This is a genomic window from Stenotrophomonas indicatrix, assembly GCA_041545745.1.
In the GTDB taxonomy this organism is placed as follows: Bacteria; Pseudomonadota; Gammaproteobacteria; order Xanthomonadales; family Xanthomonadaceae; genus Stenotrophomonas; species Stenotrophomonas indicatrix_A.
This window is the reverse complement of the sequence record CP168152.1, coordinates 964,835-987,025: the sequence shown is the minus strand read 5'-3', so window position 1 is coordinate 987,025 and position 22,191 is coordinate 964,835. Positions and strand designations below refer to the sequence as shown.

Here is a 22,191-nt window from a genome sequence, read left to right as displayed (position 1 = left end):
TGCCATGAAAGGCTTGCTGTGGCTGGCTGTGCCGGGCCAGACTGCCGCGCCCCGCCCCCGGAATTCCCGCATGCCTGCCCTGGTCCTGGCCTCCACCTCCCGCTACCGCCGCGACCTGCTGCAACGGCTGGGGTTGCCCTTCGACTGCGCACGCCCGGAGGTGGATGAGACCCCGCAAGCCGACGAGGCCCCGCTGGCGCTGGCGGCACGCCTGGCCAGCGCCAAGGCGGCCGACGTGGCCGCCCGCCACCCCGGCAACTGGGTGATCGGCTCGGACCAGGTGGCGGACCTGAACGGTCAGCCGCTGGGCAAGCCGGGCACGGTCGAGGCGGCCTGCGCGCAGCTGGCGGCAATGTCCGGGCAGACGGTGCGCTTCCACACTGCCATCAGTCTCACCTGTGACGGAGAATCCTTCACGGCAATGGATCTGACCCAGGTGCGCTTCCGCGCGCTGCAGGCACCGGAGATCGCCCGCTACGTGGCCATCGAACAACCGCTGGACTGCGCTGGCAGCTTCAAGTGCGAAGCCCTGGGCATCAGCCTGTTCGACGCCATCGACAATCGCGACCCTACGGCCCTGATCGGGCTGCCGCTGATCGCACTGTGCGGATTGCTGCGCCGGGCCGGATTCGCGGTGCCGTAACCCGGCCCGCTACATGCGGCACCATGCCTCAGCGCTTTTCCACGACGAACGGCTGTTCCTGCCACTGCTCCACGCTGCCATCGCGACCATGCAGACGCAGGCCCAGCCAGTGTTTTCCCGGTGACAACGTAGCCGTATCGAGCGTTGCATCGAAACCGACAGCCGGATGCTGCGGGTCGGTGCTGTCTGGCCAGGCATGGCGGATATCGAACACCCGCCCGTAGGTGGCGTCGCCGATCGAACGACCATCCACCAGTACTTCAACCCGCGACAGGCCGACACCTTCCTTGAATGCCCAGCCCTTGATCGCCAGCGTGCCGCTCACCACGTCGCCGCTGGAGGGGGCGTCCAGCCAGGCCAGTGCGGGGGACACGCATGACCCCTGCGCACGCTGCACCGGCAGGCGGAAGAGCAGGAAGCGCTGGAATCCATGATCGTTGCTGACCACGCGCGGTGGCGGCAGCGGCCCAACCTGTTCGCAGATGGCGTGATAGCGGGTGAGCAGATCGCGGAAGCGCTGATCGCTGGGCGACAGCACCAGCAGCATCGGCACGTCACGCTCGCCCTCATGCACCTGGTTCCATTGCGCCAACTGCGCGGTACGGCCGTGCTTGTCGTTGAGTGGATGCGGCAGCACTTCGATGTCACCGCGGCCCAGCTGGAAGCCCAGTTCGGCGCCCACCTTGAAGTTGCCGGCCAGTACGCGGCTGCCTTCAGGCATCTGCTGCAGCTCTTCGCGGACCGCAGCAGCCAGCGGCTGCCAGCCGGCGAAGTTGCGCGGGTAGTACTTGTCACCGGCCAACTGCTCGCGCAGCGATGACGAGGACGCCATCAGGTAATAGCCAAAGGCCAGCACCATGCCCAGTCCGGCCAGCCACCAGCCGGTACGCCGCAACCAGCGCGGCCAACCGTTGAGTATCACCGGCACCGCCACCAGCAGGGCCAGGTAGCCCGGCAATGGCCAATGGAAGCTGATGCGCTCGACGTCGGTGAAGAAGCCCAGTGCGAAGATGCCAAGCGTCGATACACCGCCGACCAGACCGAAATAGCGCCACTGCACGCGCGCACCGCCGCCACTGCGGGTACCCGCCAGCGCCACCTTCCACATCGCGATGCACAGGATGGGCGTCACCAGCATCGGCTGGATCACCAGGAACCACAGTCCGCGCCACTCGAACGCCCACGGGTGTCGCTCGACCACCTGGAACTTCAGACCAGCATCGTGATTGTCGGCATTCCAGGCCAGCAGCGGCAGCCATGCCAGTACGCCAACGGCCAGGGCCACCCAGACGCGTGGATCAGTCAGCATGCGCCGGCCCTGCGGCAGCGCCAGCAGGGCAACGAAGCCGACGCCGATGACACCGATGAAACGATAGTGGCTGAGCGCGCCGATCAGCAGGCCCAGCGCCAGCTTCACCGCCGAGGAGGCGTCGACGTTGCGCAGCAGGCGTGCACCGGCGTCCAGGCACAGCACGGCTGCCAGCGCCATCGGCACATCGGGTACGGCCAGCAGACCCAGCGTGGCCGACAACGGCATCAGCAGCGTCAAGCTGCCGGCCTGCCAACCCGCAACGTTGCCGAACCAGCGCGCCGCAATGCGCGATACCAGCAATGGCAGCACTGCACCGATGGCCAGGAACGGCAGGCGCAGCGCAAGCACATGCTGGCCGCCAAGCTCCACACCCAGCCGGGTCAACCAGGCCGTCAGCCCCGGCAGGTCCGAATAGGCTGCAGCCAGATGCTGGCCTTCCTGCCAGTAGAACGCCTCATCGACGAACAACGGCAGGCGCGCGGCCACGACCAGCTTGGCCGCTGTGACGAGCGTCCATAACCAGAGAAAAATCGTACGTGCGCGCTGTTCGCCCTGCATTGCTCTATGGATAGAATCGACCGGTTACCGAACTTGAGACGACCATGACAGCTTCGTCCCCCATGCCCAGCATGCTAACCGATCAACTGCGTCAGTCCCTGCGCAATGCGCAGGACCAGGTCAATGCACTGGTGCTGGGCAAGGTGCAGGAGGTTCGACTGGCCTTCGTGGCCCTGCTCTCTGGCGGCCATCTGCTGATCGAAGACCTGCCTGGTCTCGGCAAGACCACATTGGCCCATGCCTTGGCCAGCAGCCTGGGGCTGAGCTTCCAACGCGTGCAGTTCACCTCCGACCTGCTGCCGGCCGACGTACTGGGCGTATCGGTGTATGACGCCGGCAGCCGCCAGTTCCAGTTCCACCCCGGGCCGGTCTTCACCCATGTGCTGCTGGCCGACGAGATCAACCGGGCGCCGCCGCGCACACAGAGTGCGCTGCTGGAAGCGATGGCCGAGCAGCAGGTCACCCTCGATGGCCAAACGCATGCCCTGCCCGATCCGTTCTTCGTGATCGCCACGCAGAACCCGGTGGATCTGTCGGGCACCTTCCCGCTGCCCGATTCGCAGCTCGATCGTTTCCTGCTGCGGCTGGCAATGGGGTACCCCAGCGTGCAGGCGGAACGTGAGCTGCTGCGCGGCAGTGATCGTCGCGACCTGATCGCCCGCGCAGTGCCCCAGCTGGACGATACCCAGGTGCGTGCATTGCGCGAAGCGGTCGGCCAGGTGCATGTCAGCGACGCGCTGGTGGACTACGTGCAGGCACTGCTGACCCGCAGCCGCCAGCACGCGGGCGTACGCGTGGGATTGTCACCGCGCGCCGGCCTTGCCCTGCTGCGCGCAGCCAAGGCACATGCGTTGCTGCTCGGCCGTGGCCACGTGGTGCCCGAAGACGTGCAGACCCTGTTCGTGTCGGTGGCCGGCCATCGTCTGGTGGGTGAAGCCGAGTCGAGCACGGGGCCGGCGCTGGCACGCGCGATCCTGCAGACTGTCGCGGTCGATTGAAGATGGCATCACATGCCCGGCGACTGCTGCAGCTGGCACGCCCGCGCACGCCGGAGTCGTTGCCGCAGCGGCTGGACCGACGGCGCATCTATGTACTGCCCACCCGCTTCGGCCTGTTTGTGGCCTGCCTGCTGGTCGCGATGCTGCTGGGCGCGCTGAACTACAACAACAACCCTGCGTTGTTGCTGGCGCTGCTGCTGGCAGCGGCAGCGATCGCCAGCGCCATCGCTGCGCACCTGCAGCTGTCGGGTGTGCAGATCGACGCGATCTCCGCCGAACCGCTGCCGGCCGGACAACCGCTGCGCCTGCGCGTGGACCTGTCGCTGCGCGACCCGCGAGCGCGACACGGCCTGCACCTGCAGCTGGGCGACAGCGAGGCGTGGCTCGACCTGCCCGCGCAGGGCCGCGGTGAGGCCGAGCTGGAAGTGCCCAGCGAACGCCGTGGTTGGCTGGAACTGCCGCGTATCCGCCTGTCCACCACACAACCACTTGGCCTGGTCAGGGCGTGGTCATGGGTGTGGCCGGAAGAACCCCTGCTGGTCTACCCGCTGGCCGAAGCGAAGGCGTCGCCGTTGCCGCAGCAGGGCAGCGATCCCCTGCACACCCGCGCCCACGCCAACGGCGAGGAACTGCATCAACTGCGCCCGTATCGCGCTGGAGATCCACCCCGCAGCATTGCCTGGAAACACTCCGCGCGCCGCGACGCGCTGCTGGTACGCGAATACGAGAAGCCGATAGGCATCGAAGTGGTGCTGGACTGGCGCGCGCTGGCCCCCTTGGGCCAGGAGGCCCGCATCGCGCGGTTGGCACGCTGGGTCGACAGCGCGGAGCGCGAAGGCCGTCGCTACACGCTGCTGCTGCCGATGCACCCGCCGATCGGCCCTGGCCAGGGTGCCAGCCACCACCATCTGTGCCTGCGCGCGCTGGCGTTGCTTCCCCATGACTGAGCCTGCCCTGCTGCTGGACCGCAACACCCGCACATGGACGCTGGCCAGCGCCGCACTGGCCCTGTTGCCGCTGCTGCTGCAGCTGCCCACCATGCTGGCCGCGTTGATCGCTGTGGCAGCACTCGTCACTGCAGCACTGTCGCAGCGTGGCATGCTGCCGATGCCGGTGCGCGTACTGCTCGTGCTGGGCATGCTCGCCGCCATCGCCTGGCAGATGGGTGCGGTGCGCCCGGGCCGGGATACTGGCTGCGCGCTGCTGGCGGCGATGCTGGCGATCAAGTCCAGCGAGCTGCGTACCCTGCGCGATGCACGCAGCCTGCTCGGCTTCGCCCTGTTTTCACCGTTTGCTGCCTTCCTGCTCGACCAGGGGCCGCTGACCACCGTGCTCGCCGTGCTCGCCGGCGTCAGCGCCCTGATTGCGCTGCAGCGGCTGGCGCAGGGTGAAGGCCGCAGTACGCCACCGCCGCTGTCCGCACAGCTGCGCGGCGTCGGTCGCCTGCTGCTGATCGGCCTGCCGCTGGCGCTGGCCTGCTTCTGGCTGTTCCCACGATTGGCCACGCCGCTGTGGGGCATTCCCGAACGCGCTGTCGGCACGCCCGGGCTGTCGGACACGATGGAGCCGGACAAGTGGCTGGACCTGATGGCCGACGATACCCCGGCCCTGCGGGCGCAGTTCTTCGGCGCGGTTCCAGAGCCGGCACAGCGCTACTGGCGCGGGCCGGTACTGACCCAGTTCGACGGGCATGTCTGGAGACGCGACCGCCGTACCGAACGTTTGCCGCCTGCCGTCGTGGAGCACGGCACGGAGGGCTGGGACTACCAGATCGATTACGAACCCACCGACCGTCGCCAACTGGTTGCGTTGGATCTCCCTACGGCCGCACCGGAAGGCAGCCGGCTTGACGCAGCCCTGAGCCTGAGCAGCGACCGCCCGTTGTCCGCGTTGAGCCGCTGGCGGCTGCACTCGGCCCCACCGCAGCGCTTCGATGCCACGCTGTCGACGTACCAGCGCCGCGCTGCGCTGCAGCTGCCGGAAGGCTTCAACCCGCGCACGGCAACCCTGGCGCGACAGTGGCGGCAGGAAGCCGGAAGCGATGATGCAGCGGTGGTCCGTCGCGCCTTGGCGTGGATCACCGCGGATTTTTCGTACACGCTGGCGACACCGGCCCCCGGGCGTGATCCTGTCGATGCATTCCTGTTCGACTACAAGGCCGGCTACTGCCAGCATTTCAGCTCTGCCTTCGTGGTGCTCATGCGCAACGCCGGCATTCCGGCGCGTGTGGTCACCGGGTTCGCCGGCGGCACGCGCAACCGGATCGGCGACTACTGGGTACTGCGGCGGATGGACGCACACGCCTGGGCCGAGGTGTGGCTGCCGCAACGCGGCTGGGTGCGCATCGACCCGACAGCAGCAGTAGCACCCGAGCGCATCCTGGACACGCTCGACGACCGTCTGCAGGCCGGGGCCGATACCGGACTACAGCAGCGCTGGCTGCAGCTGGGCCAGGTCGGCGACTGGATGCGCAGGGGCTGGAACGAACTGGTGCTGTCGTTCGACGCGCGCCGCCAGCAGCAGCTGCTGCAACCGTTTGGTCTGGACGATCTGCAGCCGGGACAGCTGCTGACCGGCTTCGTGATGGCGGTGTCGCTGGCGCTGGCCTGGATGGCGTGGCTGCTGGCCCGTGGCGAACGCGAGCGCGACCCGCTGCTGCGCGCCTGGCACCGGCTGGGGCTGCGCTATGCGCGGCTGGGGCTGGGCCGCGAACCGCACGAACCCGCCCTGCGCTGGGCACACCGGGTCCACGGGCAACGCCCCGACCCGGCCCTCATCACACTCAGCCAGCGTTTCGCTGATGCACGCTACGCTGGCACTTGTAACGAGCTCGCCCCATTATTGCGGGACCTGCGCAGGCATCGCCCGACTTCCGGAGCCTCCCCATGAATACCAAGTTCCTCCTCACCGCCGTGGCCGCCCTTGCCCTGTCGGCCTGCGCCACGGCCCCCAAGCCGCTGCAGGGACAGTTCAGCCTGGTTTCCCCGCGCGACTCGGTTGCCACCCAGCAGGTCGGCACGCCGGTGCGCTGGGGTGGCCGGATCATCGAAACCAAGCCCGGCCAGGGAGAGACCTGTTTCCAGATCATCTCGCGGCCGCTCAACGGTAGCGGCCGCCCGAACACCACCTCCTCCGATGCCAGTGACGGCCGCTTCATCGCCTGCCGTGCCGGCTTCTACGACCCGGCCGTGTTCGAAGCCGGCCGCGACGTGACCTTCATCGGCAAGATCGATGGCTACGCCAACACCCGTATCGGTGATTACGACTACCGACTGCCGAAGCTGGCGGCCGACGTGATCTATCTGTGGCCGGAGCAGCGCCAGGTCGATGTCGTGCCCTACCCCTACGGACCGTGGGGCCCGGGCCCGTATGGCCCGTACTGGGGTGGTTACCGCGGCTGGGGCTGGTGGTAGTCCAGGCCCGGTACGCATGATGTAGAAGGCCGCCCATCGGGCGGCCTTTTTCGTCAGCAGTGCATCAACGACAGTAGATCCACGCCATGCGTGGATGGCTCCATCAACGCCCCGGTGTACCGAAGTGACCCAGCGGTGCGCCAGCCAGCAGGTGCATGTGGATATGGAACACGGTCTGCCCGGCATCTTCGCGGCAGTTCATCACGATGCGGTAGCCGTCCTGCGCGAAGCCTTCCTGCCGCGCGTACTCGGCGGCGGCCAGGGCCAGCTTGCCGATCAGGTGCGCCTGTGACGGCTGCAGGTCATCAAGGGTCGGGATGATCTCGTTCTTCGGAATGAACAGCACGTGCACCGGCGCCTGCGGCGCGATGTCCTTGAACGCCAGCACGTCCTCGTCCTCATAGACGATGGTGGCCGGGATCTCGCGACGGATGATCTTGCTGAAGAGGGTTTCGCTGCTCATGGACGGCCTCGGCGGGGTGTTTTCCGCATTGTAGGCCGGTAACACCGGGGCACGCCCGGCATCGACTCAATCGCGCACTTCGCTGCGGGTGCCGAACGCGTGCGACAGCGTGCCGCGATCGACGTACTCCAGCTCACCGCCGAGGGGCAGGCCCTGGGCCAATCGACTGGGCCGCACCTGGCGGGCGCGCGCCAGCTGCGCGAGGTAGTGCGCGGTGGCTTCGCCTTCGACGGTGGCGCTGGTGGCAATGATCAGCTCCTGCACTTCTGCTTCCGCCAGGCGCTGTTCCAGCTGCTCCAGACCCAGCTCGCGCGGGCCGATGCCATCCAGCGGCGACAGGCGCCCCTGCAGCACGAAGTAGACACCGCGATAGCCGGTAGCGTTCTCGATCGCCAGGCGGTCAGCCGGCGATTCCACCACGCACAGCTGGCTGCGCTCGCGGCTGCCATTGGCGCAGGTCGGGCACAGTTCGGTTTCGCTGAAGTCGCGGCACTGCGCGCAGTGACCGATGCGTTCGACCGCCTGCGCCAGCGTCTCGGCAAGGCGCTTGCCACCTTCGCGCTCGCGTTCGAGCAGGTGGTAAGCCATGCGCTGTGCCGTCTTCTGGCCTACGCCAGGCAACACCCGCAGTGCATCGATCAGTTGTTCAAGCAGGGGTGCGGACACGGCGGCGTGTTCTGTAGAGCCGAGCGTGCTCGACTGGAAATTGCGGGCAGTCGAGCACGCTCGACGCTACACAGTGCGTGGCACCCGGCAGTGCGGGTGCCATGCAGGACATCAGAACGGCATCTTCATGCCCGGCGGCAGCTGCATGCCGGCGGTGGCCGAACCCATCTTCGACTTCGACTCGGCGTCGATCTTGTTGGACGCATCGTTGAAGGCGGCAGCGATCAGGTCTTCCAGCATTTCCGGATCGCTGGCAAGCGATGGATCGATGCGCACCTTGCGGCACTCCTTGGCACCGGTCAGGGTGACGCTGACCATGCCGCCACCGGCGCTGCCGGTCACTTCGATCTTGGCGATTTCTTCCTGGGCCTTCTGCAGGTTTTCCTGCATCTTCTGGGCCTGCTGCATCAGTTGGGCGATATTGCCGCGCATGTCGTCTTACTCGTCAAAAGAACGGATGGAATCGGAAACAACCCGGGCGCCATGCTGCTGGATCAGCAGCTGGACTTCCGGATCGTCCATGAAAATGGCCTCGGCAGCCTGCTGCCGTTCGCCACGCTGGCGGTCGGCACGCTGGTGCAGGGTCTCGGCCGGGACCTGCTCGGTTTCCACGGTTTCGACCACGATCTTCAGCGCGTGGCCAAGGGACTTTTCCAGCACCTCGCCCAGCGCTGCCAGCGCGCGCTCGGAGCGCAGGTATTCAAATCCGGGCGAAAGGCCCAGTTTCAAGACCCCATGCTGGCAACTGATGAAGGCCGCGTTGGCCGCAAGCTGTCGCGATGGACCACTCAGGCCACTGTTGGCGACCAGGTCGAGCCAGTCCTCGGCACAGGCCAGCTCGCTGACGCTGCCTGCCGGCGAGGCTTTTTCCTTTGCCGCAACCGGTGCCGGGGCGATGTCGATACCTTCGGCACGGAACGGGCGTTCCGGCATGGCAATGGCTTCTACGACCGGTTGCGATGCCGGCGCTGGCGGCTCGTGCCACGGGGCGACCATGGCCGCGTCGGGCGTAGCCATCTCGGCCGCCAGCGCTTCATCGCGCGCGCCAACCTCATCGGTCGCCCACGGCGGCAGATCGTCTCCCTCGACCGCCGCCTTGGGCGTGGCCGCCTCGGGAGCCAACCGCACCTTCATCGGCGGTGGAGACTCGGGCTCCTCGACCGGAACCGGCTCGGGGTCAGGGATCGGATCCGGTTCGCGGGCAGGTTCGGGTTCGGGTTCCGGATCAGGTTCACGCGGTGGCGCCGGGTTTGGCGTCTGTGCGGTTACCTCCGCCAGCATCGGTGCCGCAGCGGCAGGACTGGCGACGACGGCTTCCTGCGCCGCAGCGGCCGCCGGAGCAACCCCTTCAAGGCCGCCAGCTCCGCCGCCACCAACCTGGCCCATACCGGTCGGTGCGCTGCCACCGGAGGATTCAGGCGTACGCGGCACCGACGGCACGGCAGCCGCAGGCCGGAACGCCAGCATGCGCAGCACGGCCATTTCAAAGCCGGCGCGCGGGCTGGGCGCCAACGGCAGATCACGACGACCGTTCAAGGCCATCTGATACCAGAGCTGGACCACTTCCGGGCGCAGGCGCTCGGCGAACACGCTGGCATCAAGTCCTTCGGCAGCGGCGGACGCGCCCGGCACCAATTGCTGCACCTGGATGCGGTGCAGGCCCTCGGCCAGCGCATCAAGCACACCGCTCCAGTCCGGCGAGAACTCGGCCAGGGCGGCCACCACCTGCAGCAGGCGCGGGCCATCGCCCTCGGCCAGGGCATCGAGCATGGCCGCCACCTGGGTGCGGTCGACCGTGCCCAGCATGGTGCGCACCACGTCCTCGCGCAGCGCACCGCCGGCGTAGGCGATGGCCTGGTCGAGCAGCGACAGGCCGTCACGCAGGCTGCCGTCGGCGGCCTTGGCCAACTGCACGATGGCGGTCGGGTCCGACTCGATCTCCTCGGCGGTGAGGATGCGGGTCATCTGCCCCTGGATCTGATCCTCATCCAGGCGCTTGAGGTTGAACTGCAGGCAGCGGCTGAGCACGGTGACCGGCAGCTTCTGCGGGTCGGTGGTGGCCAGCAGGAACTTCACATGCTCCGGCGGCTCTTCCAGCGTCTTCAGCAGCGCGTTGAACGCAGCCTTGGACAGCATGTGCACTTCGTCGATCAGGTACACCTTGTACTTGCCACGTGAGGGCATGTACTGCGCGTTCTCGATCACCTCGCGCACATCGTCCACGCCGGTATTGGACGCGGCATCGATTTCCAGCAGGTCGATGTAGCGACCGGCGTCGATGTCCAGGCAGGCCGCGCACTGGCCGCAGGGATCGGCACTGGTGCCCTGCTCGCAGTTCAGCGACTTGGCAAAGATGCGCGCGATCGTGGTCTTGCCCACGCCGCGGGTACCGGTAAACAGGAACGCGTGGTGGACCCGGCCGCTGTCCAGCGCATTGCTGAGCGCACGGACCACGTGTTCCTGGCCCACCAGCTCGGCAAAACGCTTCGGACGCCACTTGCGGGCAAGGACGAGATAGGACATCAGGCCACCGTCTTTCATCGGATGTTCCATTGTGCCACGCCTGTCCAGCCCTCTCGCCCTGCAAACCAGTGCTTGTGTACTGCCGCGGCGCCCGCTAGAATTTGCGCCCCTGCTGAGGCGTTTGCCGATGGCAGGGATCCGGAGAGGTGTCCGAGTGGTTGAAGGAGCACGCCTGGAAAGTGTGTAAGCGTCTAAACCGCGCTTCGGGGGTTCGAATCCCCCTCTCTCCGCCAGATAACTGAAAAAGGCTGCCCGAAAGGGCAGCCTTTTTCAGTTATCTGGCGCGGGACGCGAATTGCGCTGCGCGCGCTTCGCCCCAAACGTTGCTGCGCAACGTCTGGGCCCCTCCCTTTGCCTGCCTCTCCCCGCCCCTGTCGGGGCAGCCCCTCAACAGAGGGGCTTGTTCCTCCAGATACGGCAGTAGATCCACGCCATGCGTGGATGTCTCGGCCCGGTCGAGTCGACTACCCGCCCATGCCCCAGCCTCCCGCTGCCCCGTCCCCAGCGCCCTCACCTTTCGCTGAACAGCTGGTTCAAGGCCGCATAGCCCGGCGCCCCCTCCGGCATCGCCATCGCGTCGCGGAGAAAATCCTTGGTCGCCGCAGCCATCGCCGTCCATGCGTGCATGAACAACGCGGGCCCTGCGCTCAGCCGCCGCACGCCGGCCTGCGACAGCGCAGCAAACGACGCCATCCCCGGCAGCCACATCAGGTTGAGAGGCAGCGACACGGCACCAGAAACGGCCGCAGCCTCGTCCAGCGCGCGCAGCCCCGGCACGAAGCCGCCGTCGGCACCGGCACGCGCATAGGCCTGCAGCCGATCAATGCTCATCCCCACTGCCTCATCACCTTCGGCCAGGCCGCGCAGATACACATCGGTGCGCGCATTGATGAACAGTGCTCGCCCGCCAAGCGCAGAACGGATGGCGCTGATCTTGGCCACCAGCGCCGCAGGGCTGCCAGCGCCGTCTTCGATGTTGATCCCGACCGCACCCGCTTCCACCAGGCGCAGCACCCGCGCAGCGACCACGTCGGGGGCATCGCTGTAGCCGTCCTCGATATCGACAGTGACCGGCAACGAGGTAACGCCAACGATTTCGGAAACCCGTTGCAGCAGCGCGGTATCAGGCAGCGCACCGCCATCGGCATGACCGCAGGACCACGCCATCGCAGCACTCGACGTTCCCACCGCGAGAGCCCTCTGCTGCTGGACCAGGCGGGCGCCACCGGCATCCCATACATTGGGCAGCACGTAAAGATCCGCACCTTGGTGAAGTTGAACAAAACTGGCGTGAGCGTTTGACATGGAACCTCCTGATGACGGGGACGCGCAGTCTGCGCCCGAACCGGTTTCCGGGCTCGCCATGTTCGGACATCAATGGTCCGGACTCCCGCACAATGTGCCCGCCACCACGATGACGTGCATTCATGACATCCCGCCCCTACCACTGCCGCGACATCACCGCCTGCCTGTCGATCTTCGACAGCAACATGCCCACCTACTTCGCACCGGCAGAGCGGGGTGACTTCGAGCGTTTCCTGCATGAACACGCCGCGCAGTGCGCATTCCAGGTGATCGAAGTCGAGGGCCAAGTGGTGGCCTGTGGCGGCCTATGGAACTGCGGCGAAGGCAGCGCCAGCTTCTGCTGGGGCATGGTCGAACGACGTCGCCACAGACAGGGGCTGGGACGCGCGCTGGCAGTGGCCCGCTTGCACCAGGCCGAAGCAGATCCGTCGATCCAGCGCATCACGCTCAGCACCAGCCAGCACACGCAGGGCTTCTATGCAGGCCTCGGCTTCCAGGTGCTGCGCGTGGTGGCCGACGGCCACGGCGCCGGGATCGACGCCGTGGAGATGGAGCGGGTGCTGTAGCCTCCCGCCCCCCCTTGCCCGGCCTCAACTGCTGGAGAGTTTCATCAGCACCAGGCCGGCGACGATCAATACCGCTGCACCAATCCGCATCGGGCTGACCTGCTCGCCCAGGAACACGATGCCGACCACGAAGGCACCGACCGCGCCGATGCCGGTCCAGATCGTATAAGCGGTGCCCAGCGGCAGACTGCGCATGGCGACGGCCAGCAGCCAGAAGCTGGCGATCATGCCGACGATGGTGATGATGGTGGGGGTGAGTTTGGTGAAGCCTTCAGACTGCTTCATCGATACGGCCCAGACGATTTCCAGCAGGCCGGCAAACAACAGATAGATCCAGGCCATGACAGCCCTCCTTTGGTAGGGCCAGGCCGTCCTGGTCATTGAATCCCGATGTGGGGGAGGTCGTTCCTCCTGCGGCCGGATTCTAGCAACGGCGGCAGCCCTGGGCCGATGCCGCAGGCAACGGGTTACATCGGATTCAGCGCGTGAAGCTGGCGTCAGCGCCCATGCCTGCGTTAGAATGCGCGTCTGCCATCGGTCAACGGATGCGCAGTCCGGCTGTGGTCTCCGGCGCACGACGCGCTGCTTCCCCTGGTCCGTGAATCGGCCGCCTCCGGGCGGCCAACGTCTCTATGGTGGCCCCGTCGGCCCCTCGCGACGCTAGGTCGAAAACTCCGCCAGGGCCGGAAGGCAGCAACGGTATCGATCGACGCGGGCGCCGAGGTCAGCCGGCGGGGCCACCGCCTTTTCGGGCGATACCCCGCCCTGGTAGATGCCAACCTTGGTTGGCGCCCTTCGCCGGGCATGGCCCGGCGCTACCGTGCCTCGGGCGTGCCCTGATGGAACACCATCCGCCAGCCCGTCGAATGCAGGCGCCACAGCGAGCTGCGCAGCACCCAGCGCTGCGGTTGGCCATCAACGTGAGAGCGGCTGCGGTAACGCACCTGGGCCAGGCCCTCTGCCAGCATCCACACGGCGTACCGGTCCGATTCGATCACCACCTGCGCACGCTCCAGCGGGATCTCTTCCAGCGCTGCCTCACGGCCATAGCACCGTCCAGAGCTGCCGATCTCGCTGAAATCCTCATCCAGCAATGCCGCCAGACGCTCATGGTCTGCGCGCACCTGCGGGCAATGCAGTGCGCGTTCCAGCCTCTCCAGTTCGGCGGCCAGCGCCGGCGTTGCGGCGTGGCCAGCGCTGCTCACGGCGGATCCTGCGCCAGTACGTGCGGGGCGGTCGGCGGGGCCAGCACAACGCACTGGCCGGGCTGTGCCACCCGGTGCCCGCGCGCGGCCAGAGCCTGGCCATCGGCCACGCTGGCGTAGTGGTACAGCATCATCCGTGCCTGCAGCTCGGCGCTGTACTCGCGTTCCAGGTCATCCACCCCGGTGTGCGAAGGATTGCCATGCAACCCGCAATCGTGGGCGATCAGCTCATTGTCATTGGCAAAGCGCGCCAGCATTTCCGGAATCGGCCGGGTATCGCCGCTCCAGGTCAGCGCGCCCTGCAGCCGCAGGCCATAGGCTGTCTCCGGCCAGTGATGGCGCACCGGGAACACCTCCAGGCGCACGCCCTCGTGCCAGAACGCATCGCCCACCACGATCAGTTGGAAGGCATCCCAGAAGTTGGCGCCGCCCTCGGCCAGCACGTTCGGGTAATCGCCGATGCGCTTGTGCAGCAGCGGCACCACCGTGGCCGGCACATACAGGCGCACCTTGCCGCGCCGCTGCGCGCTGAAGAAGGTGTCCACGAACAGCCGTTCGAAACCCGCCACATGGTCCAGGTGTACATGGGTGACGAACAGCGCCTGTGGCATATGCCCGTAGTGCGCCTTGAAGGCAGTCAGGCCTTCACCGCCACAGTCGATGGTCAGCCACGGCCGGCCATCACGCTCGATTACCGACATCGGCGAACCCAGCTCGACCGCCGACGCATTGCCGACGCCGAGGAAACGCAACGACCAGTCCATCAGGTGCCCCGGTTCCAGGCCATGTCATAGGCGCGACGCAGGCGCGCGTAGTCTTTTTCCACGTCTTCCACGCTGCGCTCGCCGCGCAGCTTGATCAACGAGCGCAGCAGGCGCTTGAGATTGCGCTCGCGCCAGGCGGTGGCCGGGATGCGGATCACCCCGCGATCGAAGTCGATCAGCCAGCCATGGCCGTTGCCGTCGAACAGGATGTTGTGCGCATTGAGATCGGCATGGTCCAGCCCGGCACGGTGGAAGCGCGCGATCATCCGCCCGGTTTCTTCCCACGGCGCCCCGCGCCCGGCCACCAGTGCGCGGTCGGCCAGCGAGCGTACCCCTTCGATCCGTTCCATCAGGATCGCAGCGCGGTAGCGCAGCCCCTCACGCATGTAGAAGGCGGCAATCGGCCTGGGCACCGGCAGTTTCTTCTCGCGCAGTGCGCGCATCAGCCGGAATTCGGCAAAACTGCGGGTCCGGTCCGCCCCCCGCCAGATGTACTGGTCGTGGCTGATCCGGGCCGCCAGCCCCCCGCGCAGGTAGTGCCGCAGCACGCTGGGACCGAACGGCGCATCCACGAACCAGGCACTGCCGCGGCCGCCCTCACCCACCGGCCGAGCCTTGCCGGCCCAGTGCTGTGGCGAGAACAGACCGATGTCGGCTTGCCGCAGCCGCTCGCGGTCGAACAGAATGGCCCCGATGCCGCGACCCTCGCGGCATGGCGTCAGCGCTTCATTGGCGTCGAATGCGACCATTCCTTTGAGTCTAACAACACATGGCATCAGCGTCCTCTTCCTTGTGTCTTCTGCGCCTGTCCGCTCTTGGCGATGTGACCCACGTAGTGCCGCTGGTGCGCACCCTGCAGGCCGCGCGCCCGGATACGCCGATCCACTGGATCATCGACAAGGTCGGGCAGAAGCTGCTTGATGGCCTGCCGGGCGTCACCTTCCATGCCTACGACAAGAAGACCGGCATGGCCGGAGTGAAGGAGCTGCGCAAGCAGCTGCCGCCCGGGCGTTTCGAGGCCCTGCTGCAGATGCAGGTGGCGTTCCGCGCCAACGTGCTGTCGGCCTTCATTCCCGCAGATCGCCGCATCGGGTACGACCGCAGCCGCTCCAAGGACCTGCACGGCCTCTTCATCAACGAACGAATCCCTGATCGCCCGGGCATCCATGTGCTCGATGCCATCGGCAGCTTCTGCGAGCCGCTGGGCCTGCGCCAGACCGACGTCAGCTGGGATCTGGCCGTGCCGCAGGCCGCCTATGACTGGGCCGCTGCGCAATGGCAGGACGATGGCCGGCCGGTGCTGATGATCTCGCCGTGCTCCAGCCACGTGCGCCGCAACTGGTACGCCGACCGCTACGCCGAGGTCGCCAACCATGCCGTCACGCGCGGTTGGCGGATCGTGCTGTGCGGTGGTCGCAGCGAACTGGAGCGCAGCATGGCCGACGCCATCCTGGCCCAGCTGGATGTTCCGGCGCTGGACCTGGTCGGCAAGGACACGCTCAAGCAGCTGCCGGCCCTGCTGGCGCGCGCCAATCTGGTGATGACCCCGGACTCTGGCCCGATGCACATCGCCAATGCGATGGGTACCAAGGTGCTGGGCCTGCATGCGGCCAGCAACCCGAACCGCAGCGGCCCCTATTCGGACCGCCGCTACTGCGCGGACCGCTACGACGACGCGGCGCGCAAGTACCTGGGCAAGCAGGCCGCCGACCTCAAGTGGGGCACCAAGATCGAATTCGACGATGTGATGGAACTGATCACCGTCGAGGACGGCATTGCCGCGTTCGAGCGTTACGTCGCCGACCATCTGGGATGAGCGGCGGGCCAGGCGACTGAGCGCCGCCTACTGGGCGCGGACATTGGTCCGCACCGTCCCGCAGCCCGGGAGATCCATCCACGCATGGCGTGGATCTACTGCGTCGGGCCGGCCGGGATTACGCGCGCTGCGTGTAATCCTGGTAGGACTTCTCTTCCACGTACGCCGAACCCAGCGCCAGGTTGATCGCCTTCTTGATCCGTGCGCGTTCGTCGTTGCGCAGGTACACGCTGCGCGCCAGGTCGATGAACCCCTGATCGAACGCCTGCGCCTTGTCCTTCAGGCGGATGTCGTCCTCGATCTCCCACAGCTGCTCGTTGACCGCCTTCAGCTCGGCGCGCAGCTTGGCGATGTCCTTCACTGCCGCCGGGTGCGCCATCCACGTGGTTTCCAGCGCGGACAGCTCCTTGCGTACGTTGGCCAGCTTGCCTTCGTCACTGATGCGCTCGGACTTGATCTGCAGGATCGAGATCTTGTCCAGCAGCTCGCCGAATGAAACGGGAACGAGGATTTCAGCGGTCATGGGGAACGCTCCAGCAAATGATGCACACATGGTAACCCGCCGCACGCGAACGCCATCCACGCATGGCGTGGATCTACTGAAGCATCCGCGGGGAGAGGCCGGCAAAGGGAGGGGGGCCGAACGTTGCATCGCAACGTTTGGGGCGACGCGCGAAGCGTCGTCGCATCCCCGCGCCAGATTAAAAAAGAAGGGCTGCCTTTCGGCAGCCCTTCTTTTTTAATCTGGCGGAGAGGGGGGGATTCGAACCCCCGAGGCGCTATAAACGCCTGCCTGATTTCGAGTCAGGTACATTCAACCGCTCTGCCACCTCTCCAGATGTTCCCCGGCGAACCGGGGACGCGCATCATACGAGGAAGCGCGGCTGACGACAAGTCATTACGCCCGATGAAGTGAAATTTTCCTGACTGCATGGCTTGCCGGATGTCCGCTTGGCCGTGATGATGCCGTTCTCCCCGGCATTACCCCGTCCCCAGCAGCCACCATGATCGAATTCGGACACCTCACCCACCCCGGCCTGCGCCGCGAGCTCAACGAGGACACCTATTACGGTGACGGCGAGCTGGCCCTGTGGCTGGTAGCCGACGGCATGGGCGGGCACGCCTGCGGTGAGGTGGCCAGCGCACTGGCGCGCGAGACCATCGTCCGCGAGATCCGCCGTGGCGCGCCGTTGGCGCAGGCGATCCGCACAGCCGACGAAGAGATCATCCGCGCCTCGCGCCGGCGCAACGACAGCCTGCCGATGGGCACCACCGTGGTCGCTGCACGGGTGCAGGGCAACCGCTACGAAGTCGCCTGGGTCGGCGACAGCCGCGCCTATCTGTGGCGCGATGGCCAGCTTGCCCAGCTCAGCCAGGATCACAGCGTGGTGCAGGAACTGGTCGCGCAGGGCAACCTGACCGCCGAGCAGGCGCGCGCCCATCCGCACCGCAACGTGGTCACCCAGGCCCTGGGCGTCACCGACCCGGCTCACCTGAACGTGGCGACCACCAGCGGCGAACTACGCCCGGGCATGCAGTTGCTGCTGTGCAGTGATGGCCTGACCGAAGAAGTGGATGACCGAGGCATCGCCCGCACCCTCGCCTTCGACGATGCCAGCGCCCAGGAATGCGTGGACAGCCTGGTCGCCACCGCCCTCGACGGCGGCGGCTCGGACAACATCACCGTGATCCTGGTGCGCTGCCACTGAGCAACGGCATCCACGCATGGCGTGGATCTACAGTAGAGCCACGCCATGCGTGGCTGCATTTCGCACCTGTCATTCCGCCATGCGTAGCTGCCGCGGTCGCCTACGCGCTCGCAGCCTCTTCCACCTTCGGACCGTCCCACAATGCGTGGCCGGCCTTCTTGCGCAGCCGCTCCAGGCGCGCCGCATGCGCTTCCTGCTCCGACGGCGTGGCCACCACGCGCGGGCGCGGCAGCAGCTTGGACGCATCGAACGCCTGCAACGCCGCAGCGCCGCCGGCATCATCATCGCCCAGCCCGAAGCCGATCTCTTCCTGGCCCGAGGTCAGTGCGATGTACACATCGCCCAGAATCTGCGCATCCAGCAGACCGCCATGCAAGGCGCGGTGCGAGTTGTCCACGCCCAGCCGCTTGCACAGGGCATCCAGCGAGTTGCGCTGGCCCGGGAAACGCTCGCGCGCAAGCGCCAGGGTATCGATCACCGTGCAGCGATCGGTGATCTTCCCGTACTGCTCCCCCAGCAGGGACAGCTCATTGTCGAGGAATCCCAGATCGAACGCGGCGTTGTGGATGATCAACTCGGCGCCATCGATGAAGGCAAGGAACTCCTCCACGACCTGCGCGAACTCCGGCTTGTCGGCCAGGAATTCCAGGGTCAGGCCGGTCACTTCCTGCGCCCCCTGTTCGAATTCGCAGTCCGGCTTCAGGTACTGGTGATAGGTGTTGCCGGTCGGGCGGCGCTTGAACAACTCGACGCAGCCGATTTCGACGACGCGGTTGCCCTTCTTCCACTCCAGGCCGGTGGTTTCGGTATCAAGGATGATCTGACGCATGGGCTCAGTTTACCGGGCTGCCGTCGCGGATCTGGATCGCGGCGTTGCGGGCCAGGGTATCCACGCGTTCATTGTCCGGGTCGCCGGAGTGGCCTTTCACCCAGCGCCAGTCGATCTGGTGCCGCAGCGTGGCTGCCTGCAGGCGCTCCCACAGCTCACGGTTCTTCACCGGATCACCGCCGGCGGTCTTCCAGTTCTTGCGGATCCAGCCCGGCAGCCACTGGGTCAGGCCCTGCCGTACGTACTGCGAATCGGTGTAGAGCACGATCTCGCAGGGTTCGGTCAGCGACTCCAGGCCGGAAATGGCCGCCATCAGCTCCATCCGATTGTTGGTGGTATGCGCTTCACCACCGCTCAGTTCGCGCTCATGCCCCTTGTAACGCAGCAACGCCGCCCAGCCGCCGGGGCCGGGATTGCCGAGGCAGGAACCGTCGGTGTGGATTTCGATGGTTTTCAATACAACTCCAGATCAGGTAGCAACGGTGCCGTGCCAGCGCACGGGCAACGGGGTCGGCCCGGGCAGGGCCAGCGTGCGTTTTTCGGCGTGGAACAGGCAGGCGGCGCGCAGGGGGGCCCAGCCGCCGCGATGGCGGCCGCCGGCACCCTGCCACATCGGCCCCAGGTAACGCGTGTCCTCGCATTCCAGCCCGTGGCGCTGCAGCAGCTGGCGGATCCGCTGCGGCGTGCGTACCGCCAGCCCGTGCTGGCGCCAGCGGGTGCGGAACGGGCTGAACGGATTGAGGCTGGTCAGCCACAGGTGGCCACCGGGCATCAACACGCGCTCGCATTCGTCCAGCAGTTGGTCGGCATCACCGACGGTCACATGCTGAAGCACGATGGCGTTGACGCTCTCGTTGGGCAGCGGCAACGGCAGCGCGCAGCGGGTATCGCCAGCGTAGCCAGTGCCCTCGCGATGCAGCCGCAGGCCACGCCCGCCCAGCTGCGCGTCAGCCAGCCAGGCGGCACTGGGAGCGATCCACAACCAGGGCCGGGTCGGCAGCAGCGACAGCTGTGGCAGCAGCAGTTGCCGTTCGAGCACGCGCAAGGCCTCCGCCGGTTCGCTGTCGAACCACGGGGCCTGGCTCGCTTGACGGGTGCTCTGCAGCGCGGGCATGGTCCAATTCTATGCGACTGACTGCCCTGCCCGCATTTGCGGACAACTACATCTGGATGCTGATTGCCGACGACGGTGCTGCCGTGGTCGTCGATCCCGGCGATGCTGCACCGGTACTGGCGCTGGCTGCCCAAGGCGTGCGCGTGGACACCATCCTGCTCACCCACCACCACGACGATCACATCGGCGGAGTGCCGGCGCTGCAGGCGCGTTTCCCCGGCGTGCGCGTGATCGCGCCGGTCGAAGAGCGCATCCCGATGGCCACCGAGCGGGTCGGCGAAGGTGAACGTGTTCAGGCACTGGGACGGATGTTCCACGTACTATCCGTCCCCGGGCACACCCGCAGCCACATCGCGTTTCACACCGCTGAACATCTTTTCAGCGGAGATTCGTTGTTCAGCCTGGGCTGTGGACGCCTGTTCGAAGGTACGCCGTCCCAGCTGCTGGCATCAATGCGCAAGCTGGGTGCCCTGCCCGCGCAACTGCTGCTGTGTTGCGCTCACGAGTACACCGTGTCAAATGCCGTCTTCGCGCGGCATGTCGACCCCGCCAACGCTGCCTTGTTGCAGCGCCAAGAGGAGGCTTTGGCCATGCGCCGCGATGACCGTTCCACCCTGCCAGTATGCCTGGCCGATGAAATCGCCTGTAATCCGTTCCTGCGTACCCACACTGCGCCCATCCGCGCGGCCGTGTCGGCACACCTGGGGCGCGAGGTCGTGGACGACGTCGACGTCATGGCCGGTCTCCGGCACTGGAAAGACGGCTTCCGCGCATGAGTCGCCGAAGTCTGCCGCTGGCCCTGGGTCTCGTCCTGGGGTTGGCCGGAACGGCCGGCGCACAATCGCTGGGCGCCGGCATCAGCCAGAACCTGACCGCCGCCTCGGCCCTGCCGCTGGATCCGTCAACGCTGCCGGCCGCATCGGTACGCAACGGCCAGGAGATCTTCTCCAGCTTCCGTGATGGCCTGGCCGAACCCAGTTGCGACGCCGAGGCCACCAGCCCGCGCTGGCAGAAGCAGTTCGCCCACGCCCCTTCGCGGCTGGCCAACCAGGATGACGACGCGCTGGTGCTGTTCGGCTATGTGGTCGAAGAACTGCGCAAAGCCAACCTGCCCACCGAATTCGCCCTGATTCCCTTCGTCGAAAGTGGTTATCGGCCCAATGCCCGCAACGGCAGCGGCCCGACCGGCCTGTGGCAGTTCATCGCCACTACCGCACGCAACCATCGCGTGCCGATGAGCAACAACTACGACGGCCGGCTGTCGGCAGTGGAGTCCACCCAGGCCGCCGTGCGCTACCTGAAGACCCTGCATGGCATGTTCGGCGGTGACTGGCGCCTGGCCACCATGGCCTACAACGCCGGCGAGTACCGCGTGCTGCAGTCCATGCGCAAGGCCGGCATGAATGCGCAGAACGCCAAGCCGGCCGGTCTGCCCGGGCTGTCGCCGGTCACCCATGCCTACGTCGAGAAACTTCATGCTCTGGCCTGCGTGCTGGAAGACGTGGAAGACCAGCCGGGCGTGATGGCCTCGCTGGACCGCACCGTGCCGGTGCTGAAGGACCACACCCTGCCGGCAGGCACCAGCGTCCAACAGTGGGCCGCGCAGCGCGCCCTGGACCCGGCGAAGATCGCCCGCTTGAATCCGGCACTGGCCGCCGGCAAACGCCCCTCGGGCACGGCCCGCCTATTGGCCCCGGTCTCGGCGTCCAACGCGAACGTTGCCGACATCGCCAGCACGGCCGTTGCCACCGCACCGGCCAGCACCGCCAACATCGCGCCGAGCCCGCAGGTGGCAAAAGTGGTCGCGTCGGCTGCTGATCGCCCGCGCAACCGCCGCCACACCGTGCGCAACGGCGAATCGGCATGGACCATCGCCCGCCGCTACGGCATGCCGGTGAAGGCACTGTTGTCGCTGAACGGCCTGAGCGGCAGCAGCGTGCTGAAGCCGGGCGCGGTACTGCGCGTCGAAGACTGAGGTCGGCGCGGCGCTGCCGCGCGGTTTCCGGCCAACGGCGGAGCCCCTCGCGGGTGCCGGATCGCTCGTATGCGGCCGGGCAGGTGGGCTGCGCAGGGGCCGCTGCAAGTACATTCCTGTAAGCTCGGCCGCCGCCTGCTCGCGTGCGCTGTCCTGCGCACACGGCAAGACCGGGGTTGGGCGTCCTACCCAACCCGCCCGAGGCATGCCTCGGGCCCATGCGGCTCACGCCCCTGCGCAGCCCACCTGCCCGGCCGCGGACAAATTCTGGTGGCACCCACGGATTGGAAGATGAAGAGCAGGGGCAGGTCGCTTCGCTTCTGGTAGCGGCC

24 protein-coding genes, 2 tRNA genes and 1 other RNA gene are annotated in these 22,191 nt (G+C 67.0%); 12 read left to right on the top strand and 15 right to left on the bottom strand.

Annotated features, from left to right (window positions below; genetic code table 11):
* Positions 1 to 70: 70 nt before the first annotated feature.
* Entirely contained in the window at positions 71 to 643 is a 573-nt protein-coding gene (locus tag ACEF39_RS04500) for a Maf family protein (RefSeq protein WP_500287090.1), read from the top strand.
* 28 nt (positions 644 to 671) lie between these two features.
* Here ACEF39_RS04500 and ACEF39_RS04495 read toward each other — a convergent pair whose 3' ends face one another.
* Positions 672 to 2,513 (bottom strand): glycosyltransferase family 39 protein, encoded by a 1,842-nt coding sequence (locus tag ACEF39_RS04495; protein ID WP_500287089.1) that lies wholly within the window; start codon positions 2,511 to 2,513, stop codon positions 672 to 674.
* 44 nt (positions 2,514 to 2,557) lie between these two features.
* Between ACEF39_RS04495 and ACEF39_RS04490 the strand changes: the two genes are divergently transcribed.
* From ACEF39_RS04490 to ACEF39_RS04475, 4 genes are read left to right on the top strand one after another with little or no spacing between them, the layout of a single operon-like run.
* Positions 2,558 to 3,511 carry an AAA family ATPase gene (locus ACEF39_RS04490; RefSeq protein ID WP_500287088.1) on the top strand — a complete coding sequence of 318 codons (954 nt, stop codon included), beginning with the start codon at positions 2,558 to 2,560 and terminating at the stop codon, positions 3,509 to 3,511.
* Between the two features lie 2 nt (positions 3,512 to 3,513).
* Positions 3,514 to 4,458: a DUF58 domain-containing protein gene (locus tag ACEF39_RS04485; protein ID WP_500287087.1), complete on the top strand. Its 945-nt coding sequence runs from the start codon at positions 3,514 to 3,516 to the stop codon at positions 4,456 to 4,458.
* On the top strand, positions 4,451 to 6,400 hold the full coding sequence (locus ACEF39_RS04480; protein WP_500287086.1) for a transglutaminase TgpA family protein: 1,950 nt from the start codon (positions 4,451 to 4,453) through the stop codon (positions 6,398 to 6,400). Before ACEF39_RS04485 ends, ACEF39_RS04480 begins: the two co-directional genes overlap by 8 nt.
* Positions 6,397 to 6,924 carry a Slp family lipoprotein gene (locus ACEF39_RS04475; RefSeq protein ID WP_089239146.1) on the top strand — a complete coding sequence of 176 codons (528 nt, stop codon included), beginning with the start codon at positions 6,397 to 6,399 and terminating at the stop codon, positions 6,922 to 6,924. Before ACEF39_RS04480 ends, ACEF39_RS04475 begins: the two co-directional genes overlap by 4 nt.
* Positions 6,925 to 7,027: 103 nt before the next feature.
* Here ACEF39_RS04475 and ACEF39_RS04470 read toward each other — a convergent pair whose 3' ends face one another.
* The 4 genes from ACEF39_RS04470 to dnaX all read right to left on the bottom strand — a co-directional run bounded on the left by ACEF39_RS04470 (position 7,028) and on the right by dnaX (position 10,576).
* A complete protein-coding gene (locus ACEF39_RS04470; RefSeq protein WP_089239144.1) occupies positions 7,028 to 7,387 on the bottom strand; it encodes a histidine triad nucleotide-binding protein in 360 nt (119 codons plus the stop codon).
* Between the two features lie 66 nt (positions 7,388 to 7,453).
* On the bottom strand, positions 7,454 to 8,053 hold the full coding sequence (gene recR, locus ACEF39_RS04465) for a recombination mediator RecR (RefSeq protein ID WP_025879377.1): 600 nt from the start codon (positions 8,051 to 8,053) through the stop codon (positions 7,454 to 7,456).
* A 111-nt stretch (positions 8,054 to 8,164) separates the two neighbouring features.
* Entirely contained in the window at positions 8,165 to 8,485 is a 321-nt protein-coding gene (locus ACEF39_RS04460) for a YbaB/EbfC family nucleoid-associated protein (RefSeq protein ID WP_025879376.1), read from the bottom strand.
* 6 nt (positions 8,486 to 8,491) lie between these two features.
* A complete protein-coding gene (gene dnaX / locus ACEF39_RS04455) occupies positions 8,492 to 10,576 on the bottom strand; it encodes a DNA polymerase III subunit gamma/tau (RefSeq protein WP_500287085.1) in 2,085 nt (694 codons plus the stop codon).
* 140 nt (positions 10,577 to 10,716) lie between these two features.
* Between dnaX and ACEF39_RS04450 the strand changes: the two genes are divergently transcribed.
* Positions 10,717 to 10,809: transfer RNA gene (locus ACEF39_RS04450), tRNA-Ser, on the top strand.
* Between the two features lie 277 nt (positions 10,810 to 11,086).
* Here the strand turns inward: ACEF39_RS04450 and ACEF39_RS04445 are convergent.
* Positions 11,087 to 11,881 (bottom strand): isocitrate lyase/PEP mutase family protein, encoded by a 795-nt coding sequence (locus tag ACEF39_RS04445; protein WP_500287084.1) that lies wholly within the window; start codon positions 11,879 to 11,881, stop codon positions 11,087 to 11,089.
* Between the two features lie 122 nt (positions 11,882 to 12,003).
* Here ACEF39_RS04445 and ACEF39_RS04440 point away from each other — a divergent pair, with 122 nt between their 5' ends.
* Positions 12,004 to 12,447 (top strand): GNAT family N-acetyltransferase, encoded by a 444-nt coding sequence (locus tag ACEF39_RS04440; protein ID WP_500287083.1) that lies wholly within the window; start codon positions 12,004 to 12,006, stop codon positions 12,445 to 12,447.
* A 24-nt stretch (positions 12,448 to 12,471) separates the two neighbouring features.
* On the opposite strand, the gene ACEF39_RS04435 is transcribed toward ACEF39_RS04440, so the two are convergent.
* Positions 12,472 to 12,789, bottom strand: coding sequence for a DMT family transporter (locus tag ACEF39_RS04435; protein ID WP_500287082.1), 318 nt, complete (start codon positions 12,787 to 12,789; stop codon positions 12,472 to 12,474).
* Positions 12,790 to 13,088: 299 nt separating this feature from the next.
* On the opposite strand from ACEF39_RS04435, the gene ffs reads away from it, so the two are divergent.
* Positions 13,089 to 13,185, top strand: an RNA gene (gene ffs / locus ACEF39_RS04430) — signal recognition particle sRNA small type.
* A 77-nt stretch (positions 13,186 to 13,262) separates the two neighbouring features.
* Here ffs and ACEF39_RS04425 read toward each other — a convergent pair.
* The 3 genes from ACEF39_RS04425 to ACEF39_RS04415 are packed head-to-tail and all read right to left on the bottom strand — an operon-like array spanning position 13,263 to position 15,165.
* Positions 13,263 to 13,652 carry a nuclear transport factor 2 family protein gene (locus tag ACEF39_RS04425; RefSeq protein WP_500287081.1) on the bottom strand — a complete coding sequence of 130 codons (390 nt, stop codon included), beginning with the start codon at positions 13,650 to 13,652 and terminating at the stop codon, positions 13,263 to 13,265.
* Positions 13,649 to 14,416: an MBL fold metallo-hydrolase gene (locus ACEF39_RS04420; RefSeq protein WP_100551683.1), complete on the bottom strand. Its 768-nt coding sequence runs from the start codon at positions 14,414 to 14,416 to the stop codon at positions 13,649 to 13,651. Before ACEF39_RS04420 ends, ACEF39_RS04425 begins: the two co-directional genes overlap by 4 nt.
* Positions 14,416 to 15,165 carry a 3-deoxy-D-manno-octulosonic acid kinase gene (locus ACEF39_RS04415; RefSeq protein WP_089239126.1) on the bottom strand — a complete coding sequence of 250 codons (750 nt, stop codon included), beginning with the start codon at positions 15,163 to 15,165 and terminating at the stop codon, positions 14,416 to 14,418. Before ACEF39_RS04415 ends, ACEF39_RS04420 begins: the two co-directional genes overlap by 1 nt.
* A 20-nt stretch (positions 15,166 to 15,185) precedes the next feature.
* Between ACEF39_RS04415 and ACEF39_RS04410 the strand changes: the two genes are divergently transcribed.
* Positions 15,186 to 16,232, top strand: a complete 1,047-nt coding sequence (locus ACEF39_RS04410) for a glycosyltransferase family 9 protein (protein WP_500287080.1) — start codon at positions 15,186 to 15,188, stop codon at positions 16,230 to 16,232.
* A 118-nt stretch (positions 16,233 to 16,350) separates the two neighbouring features.
* Here the strand turns inward: ACEF39_RS04410 and ACEF39_RS04405 are convergent, their stop codons facing one another.
* The gene (locus tag ACEF39_RS04405) at positions 16,351 to 16,755 is read right to left on the bottom strand and encodes a DUF6165 family protein (RefSeq protein WP_032977378.1); all 405 of its coding nucleotides are present in this window, start codon (positions 16,753 to 16,755) and stop codon (positions 16,351 to 16,353) included.
* A gap of 222 nt (positions 16,756 to 16,977) precedes the next feature.
* Positions 16,978 to 17,068, bottom strand: a tRNA-Ser gene (locus ACEF39_RS04400).
* Positions 17,069 to 17,236: 168 nt separating this feature from the next.
* Between ACEF39_RS04400 and ACEF39_RS04395 the strand changes: the two genes are divergently transcribed.
* Positions 17,237 to 17,941, top strand: coding sequence for a PP2C family protein-serine/threonine phosphatase (locus ACEF39_RS04395; RefSeq protein WP_099819184.1), 705 nt, complete (start codon positions 17,237 to 17,239; stop codon positions 17,939 to 17,941).
* A 100-nt stretch (positions 17,942 to 18,041) separates the two neighbouring features.
* Here the strand turns inward: ACEF39_RS04395 and dnaQ are convergent, their stop codons facing one another.
* From dnaQ to ACEF39_RS04380, 3 genes are read right to left on the bottom strand one after another with little or no spacing between them, the layout of a single operon-like run.
* Positions 18,042 to 18,770, bottom strand: coding sequence for a DNA polymerase III subunit epsilon (dnaQ, locus tag ACEF39_RS04390; RefSeq protein ID WP_025878156.1), 729 nt, complete (start codon positions 18,768 to 18,770; stop codon positions 18,042 to 18,044).
* A 4-nt stretch (positions 18,771 to 18,774) separates the two neighbouring features.
* Positions 18,775 to 19,227 carry a ribonuclease HI gene (gene rnhA, locus ACEF39_RS04385; protein ID WP_025878155.1) on the bottom strand — a complete coding sequence of 151 codons (453 nt, stop codon included), beginning with the start codon at positions 19,225 to 19,227 and terminating at the stop codon, positions 18,775 to 18,777.
* A 12-nt stretch (positions 19,228 to 19,239) separates the two neighbouring features.
* The gene (locus ACEF39_RS04380) at positions 19,240 to 19,884 is read right to left on the bottom strand and encodes a methyltransferase domain-containing protein (RefSeq protein WP_500287079.1); all 645 of its coding nucleotides are present in this window, start codon (positions 19,882 to 19,884) and stop codon (positions 19,240 to 19,242) included.
* Positions 19,885 to 19,895: 11 nt separating this feature from the next.
* Here ACEF39_RS04380 and gloB point away from each other — a divergent pair, with 11 nt between their 5' ends.
* Together gloB and ACEF39_RS04370 are read left to right on the top strand one after the other, a co-directional pair.
* Complete coding sequence (gene gloB / locus ACEF39_RS04375) at positions 19,896 to 20,660, top strand: hydroxyacylglutathione hydrolase (RefSeq protein WP_500287078.1); 765 nt, start codon at positions 19,896 to 19,898, stop codon at positions 20,658 to 20,660.
* Positions 20,657 to 21,859, top strand: coding sequence for a lytic transglycosylase domain-containing protein (locus tag ACEF39_RS04370; RefSeq protein WP_500287077.1), 1,203 nt, complete (start codon positions 20,657 to 20,659; stop codon positions 21,857 to 21,859). Before gloB ends, ACEF39_RS04370 begins: the two co-directional genes overlap by 4 nt.
* Positions 21,860 to 22,191 lie beyond the last annotated feature (332 nt).

Bases quoted from the DNA above. Each gene is read 5' to 3' on its own strand.
- ACEF39_RS04405 (WP_032977378.1), bottom strand. From the start codon at position 16,755: ATGACCGCTGAAATCCTCGTTCCCGTTTCATTCGGCGAGCTGCTGGAC.
- ACEF39_RS04500 (WP_500287090.1), top strand. From the start codon at position 71: ATGCCTGCCCTGGTCCTGGCCTCCACCTCCCGCTACCGCCGCGACCTG.
- ACEF39_RS04485 (WP_500287087.1), top strand. From the start codon at position 3,514: ATGGCATCACATGCCCGGCGACTGCTGCAGCTGGCACGCCCGCGCACG.
- ACEF39_RS04380 (WP_500287079.1), bottom strand. From the start codon at position 19,884: ATGCCCGCGCTGCAGAGCACCCGTCAAGCGAGCCAGGCCCCGTGGTTC.
- ACEF39_RS04490 (WP_500287088.1), top strand. From the start codon at position 2,558: ATGACAGCTTCGTCCCCCATGCCCAGCATGCTAACCGATCAACTGCGT.
- ACEF39_RS04435 (WP_500287082.1), bottom strand. From the start codon at position 12,789: ATGGCCTGGATCTATCTGTTGTTTGCCGGCCTGCTGGAAATCGTCTGG.
- ACEF39_RS04475 (WP_089239146.1), top strand. From the start codon at position 6,397: ATGAATACCAAGTTCCTCCTCACCGCCGTGGCCGCCCTTGCCCTGTCG.
- dnaQ (WP_025878156.1), bottom strand. From the start codon at position 18,770: ATGCGTCAGATCATCCTTGATACCGAAACCACCGGCCTGGAGTGGAAG.
- ACEF39_RS04445 (WP_500287084.1), bottom strand. From the start codon at position 11,881: ATGTCAAACGCTCACGCCAGTTTTGTTCAACTTCACCAAGGTGCGGAT.
- ACEF39_RS04370 (WP_500287077.1), top strand. From the start codon at position 20,657: ATGAGTCGCCGAAGTCTGCCGCTGGCCCTGGGTCTCGTCCTGGGGTTG.
- ACEF39_RS04480 (WP_500287086.1), top strand. From the start codon at position 4,451: ATGACTGAGCCTGCCCTGCTGCTGGACCGCAACACCCGCACATGGACG.
- ACEF39_RS04495 (WP_500287089.1), bottom strand. From the start codon at position 2,513: ATGCAGGGCGAACAGCGCGCACGTACGATTTTTCTCTGGTTATGGACG.
- dnaX (WP_500287085.1), bottom strand. From the start codon at position 10,576: ATGTCCTATCTCGTCCTTGCCCGCAAGTGGCGTCCGAAGCGTTTTGCC.
- ACEF39_RS04420 (WP_100551683.1), bottom strand. From the start codon at position 14,416: ATGGACTGGTCGTTGCGTTTCCTCGGCGTCGGCAATGCGTCGGCGGTC.
- gloB (WP_500287078.1), top strand. From the start codon at position 19,896: ATGCGACTGACTGCCCTGCCCGCATTTGCGGACAACTACATCTGGATG.
- ACEF39_RS04410 (WP_500287080.1), top strand. From the start codon at position 15,186: ATGGCATCAGCGTCCTCTTCCTTGTGTCTTCTGCGCCTGTCCGCTCTT.
- ACEF39_RS04460 (WP_025879376.1), bottom strand. From the start codon at position 8,485: ATGCGCGGCAATATCGCCCAACTGATGCAGCAGGCCCAGAAGATGCAG.
- ACEF39_RS04395 (WP_099819184.1), top strand. From the start codon at position 17,237: ATGATCGAATTCGGACACCTCACCCACCCCGGCCTGCGCCGCGAGCTC.
- ACEF39_RS04415 (WP_089239126.1), bottom strand. From the start codon at position 15,165: ATGGTCGCATTCGACGCCAATGAAGCGCTGACGCCATGCCGCGAGGGT.
- ACEF39_RS04470 (WP_089239144.1), bottom strand. From the start codon at position 7,387: ATGAGCAGCGAAACCCTCTTCAGCAAGATCATCCGTCGCGAGATCCCG.
- ACEF39_RS04440 (WP_500287083.1), top strand. From the start codon at position 12,004: ATGACATCCCGCCCCTACCACTGCCGCGACATCACCGCCTGCCTGTCG.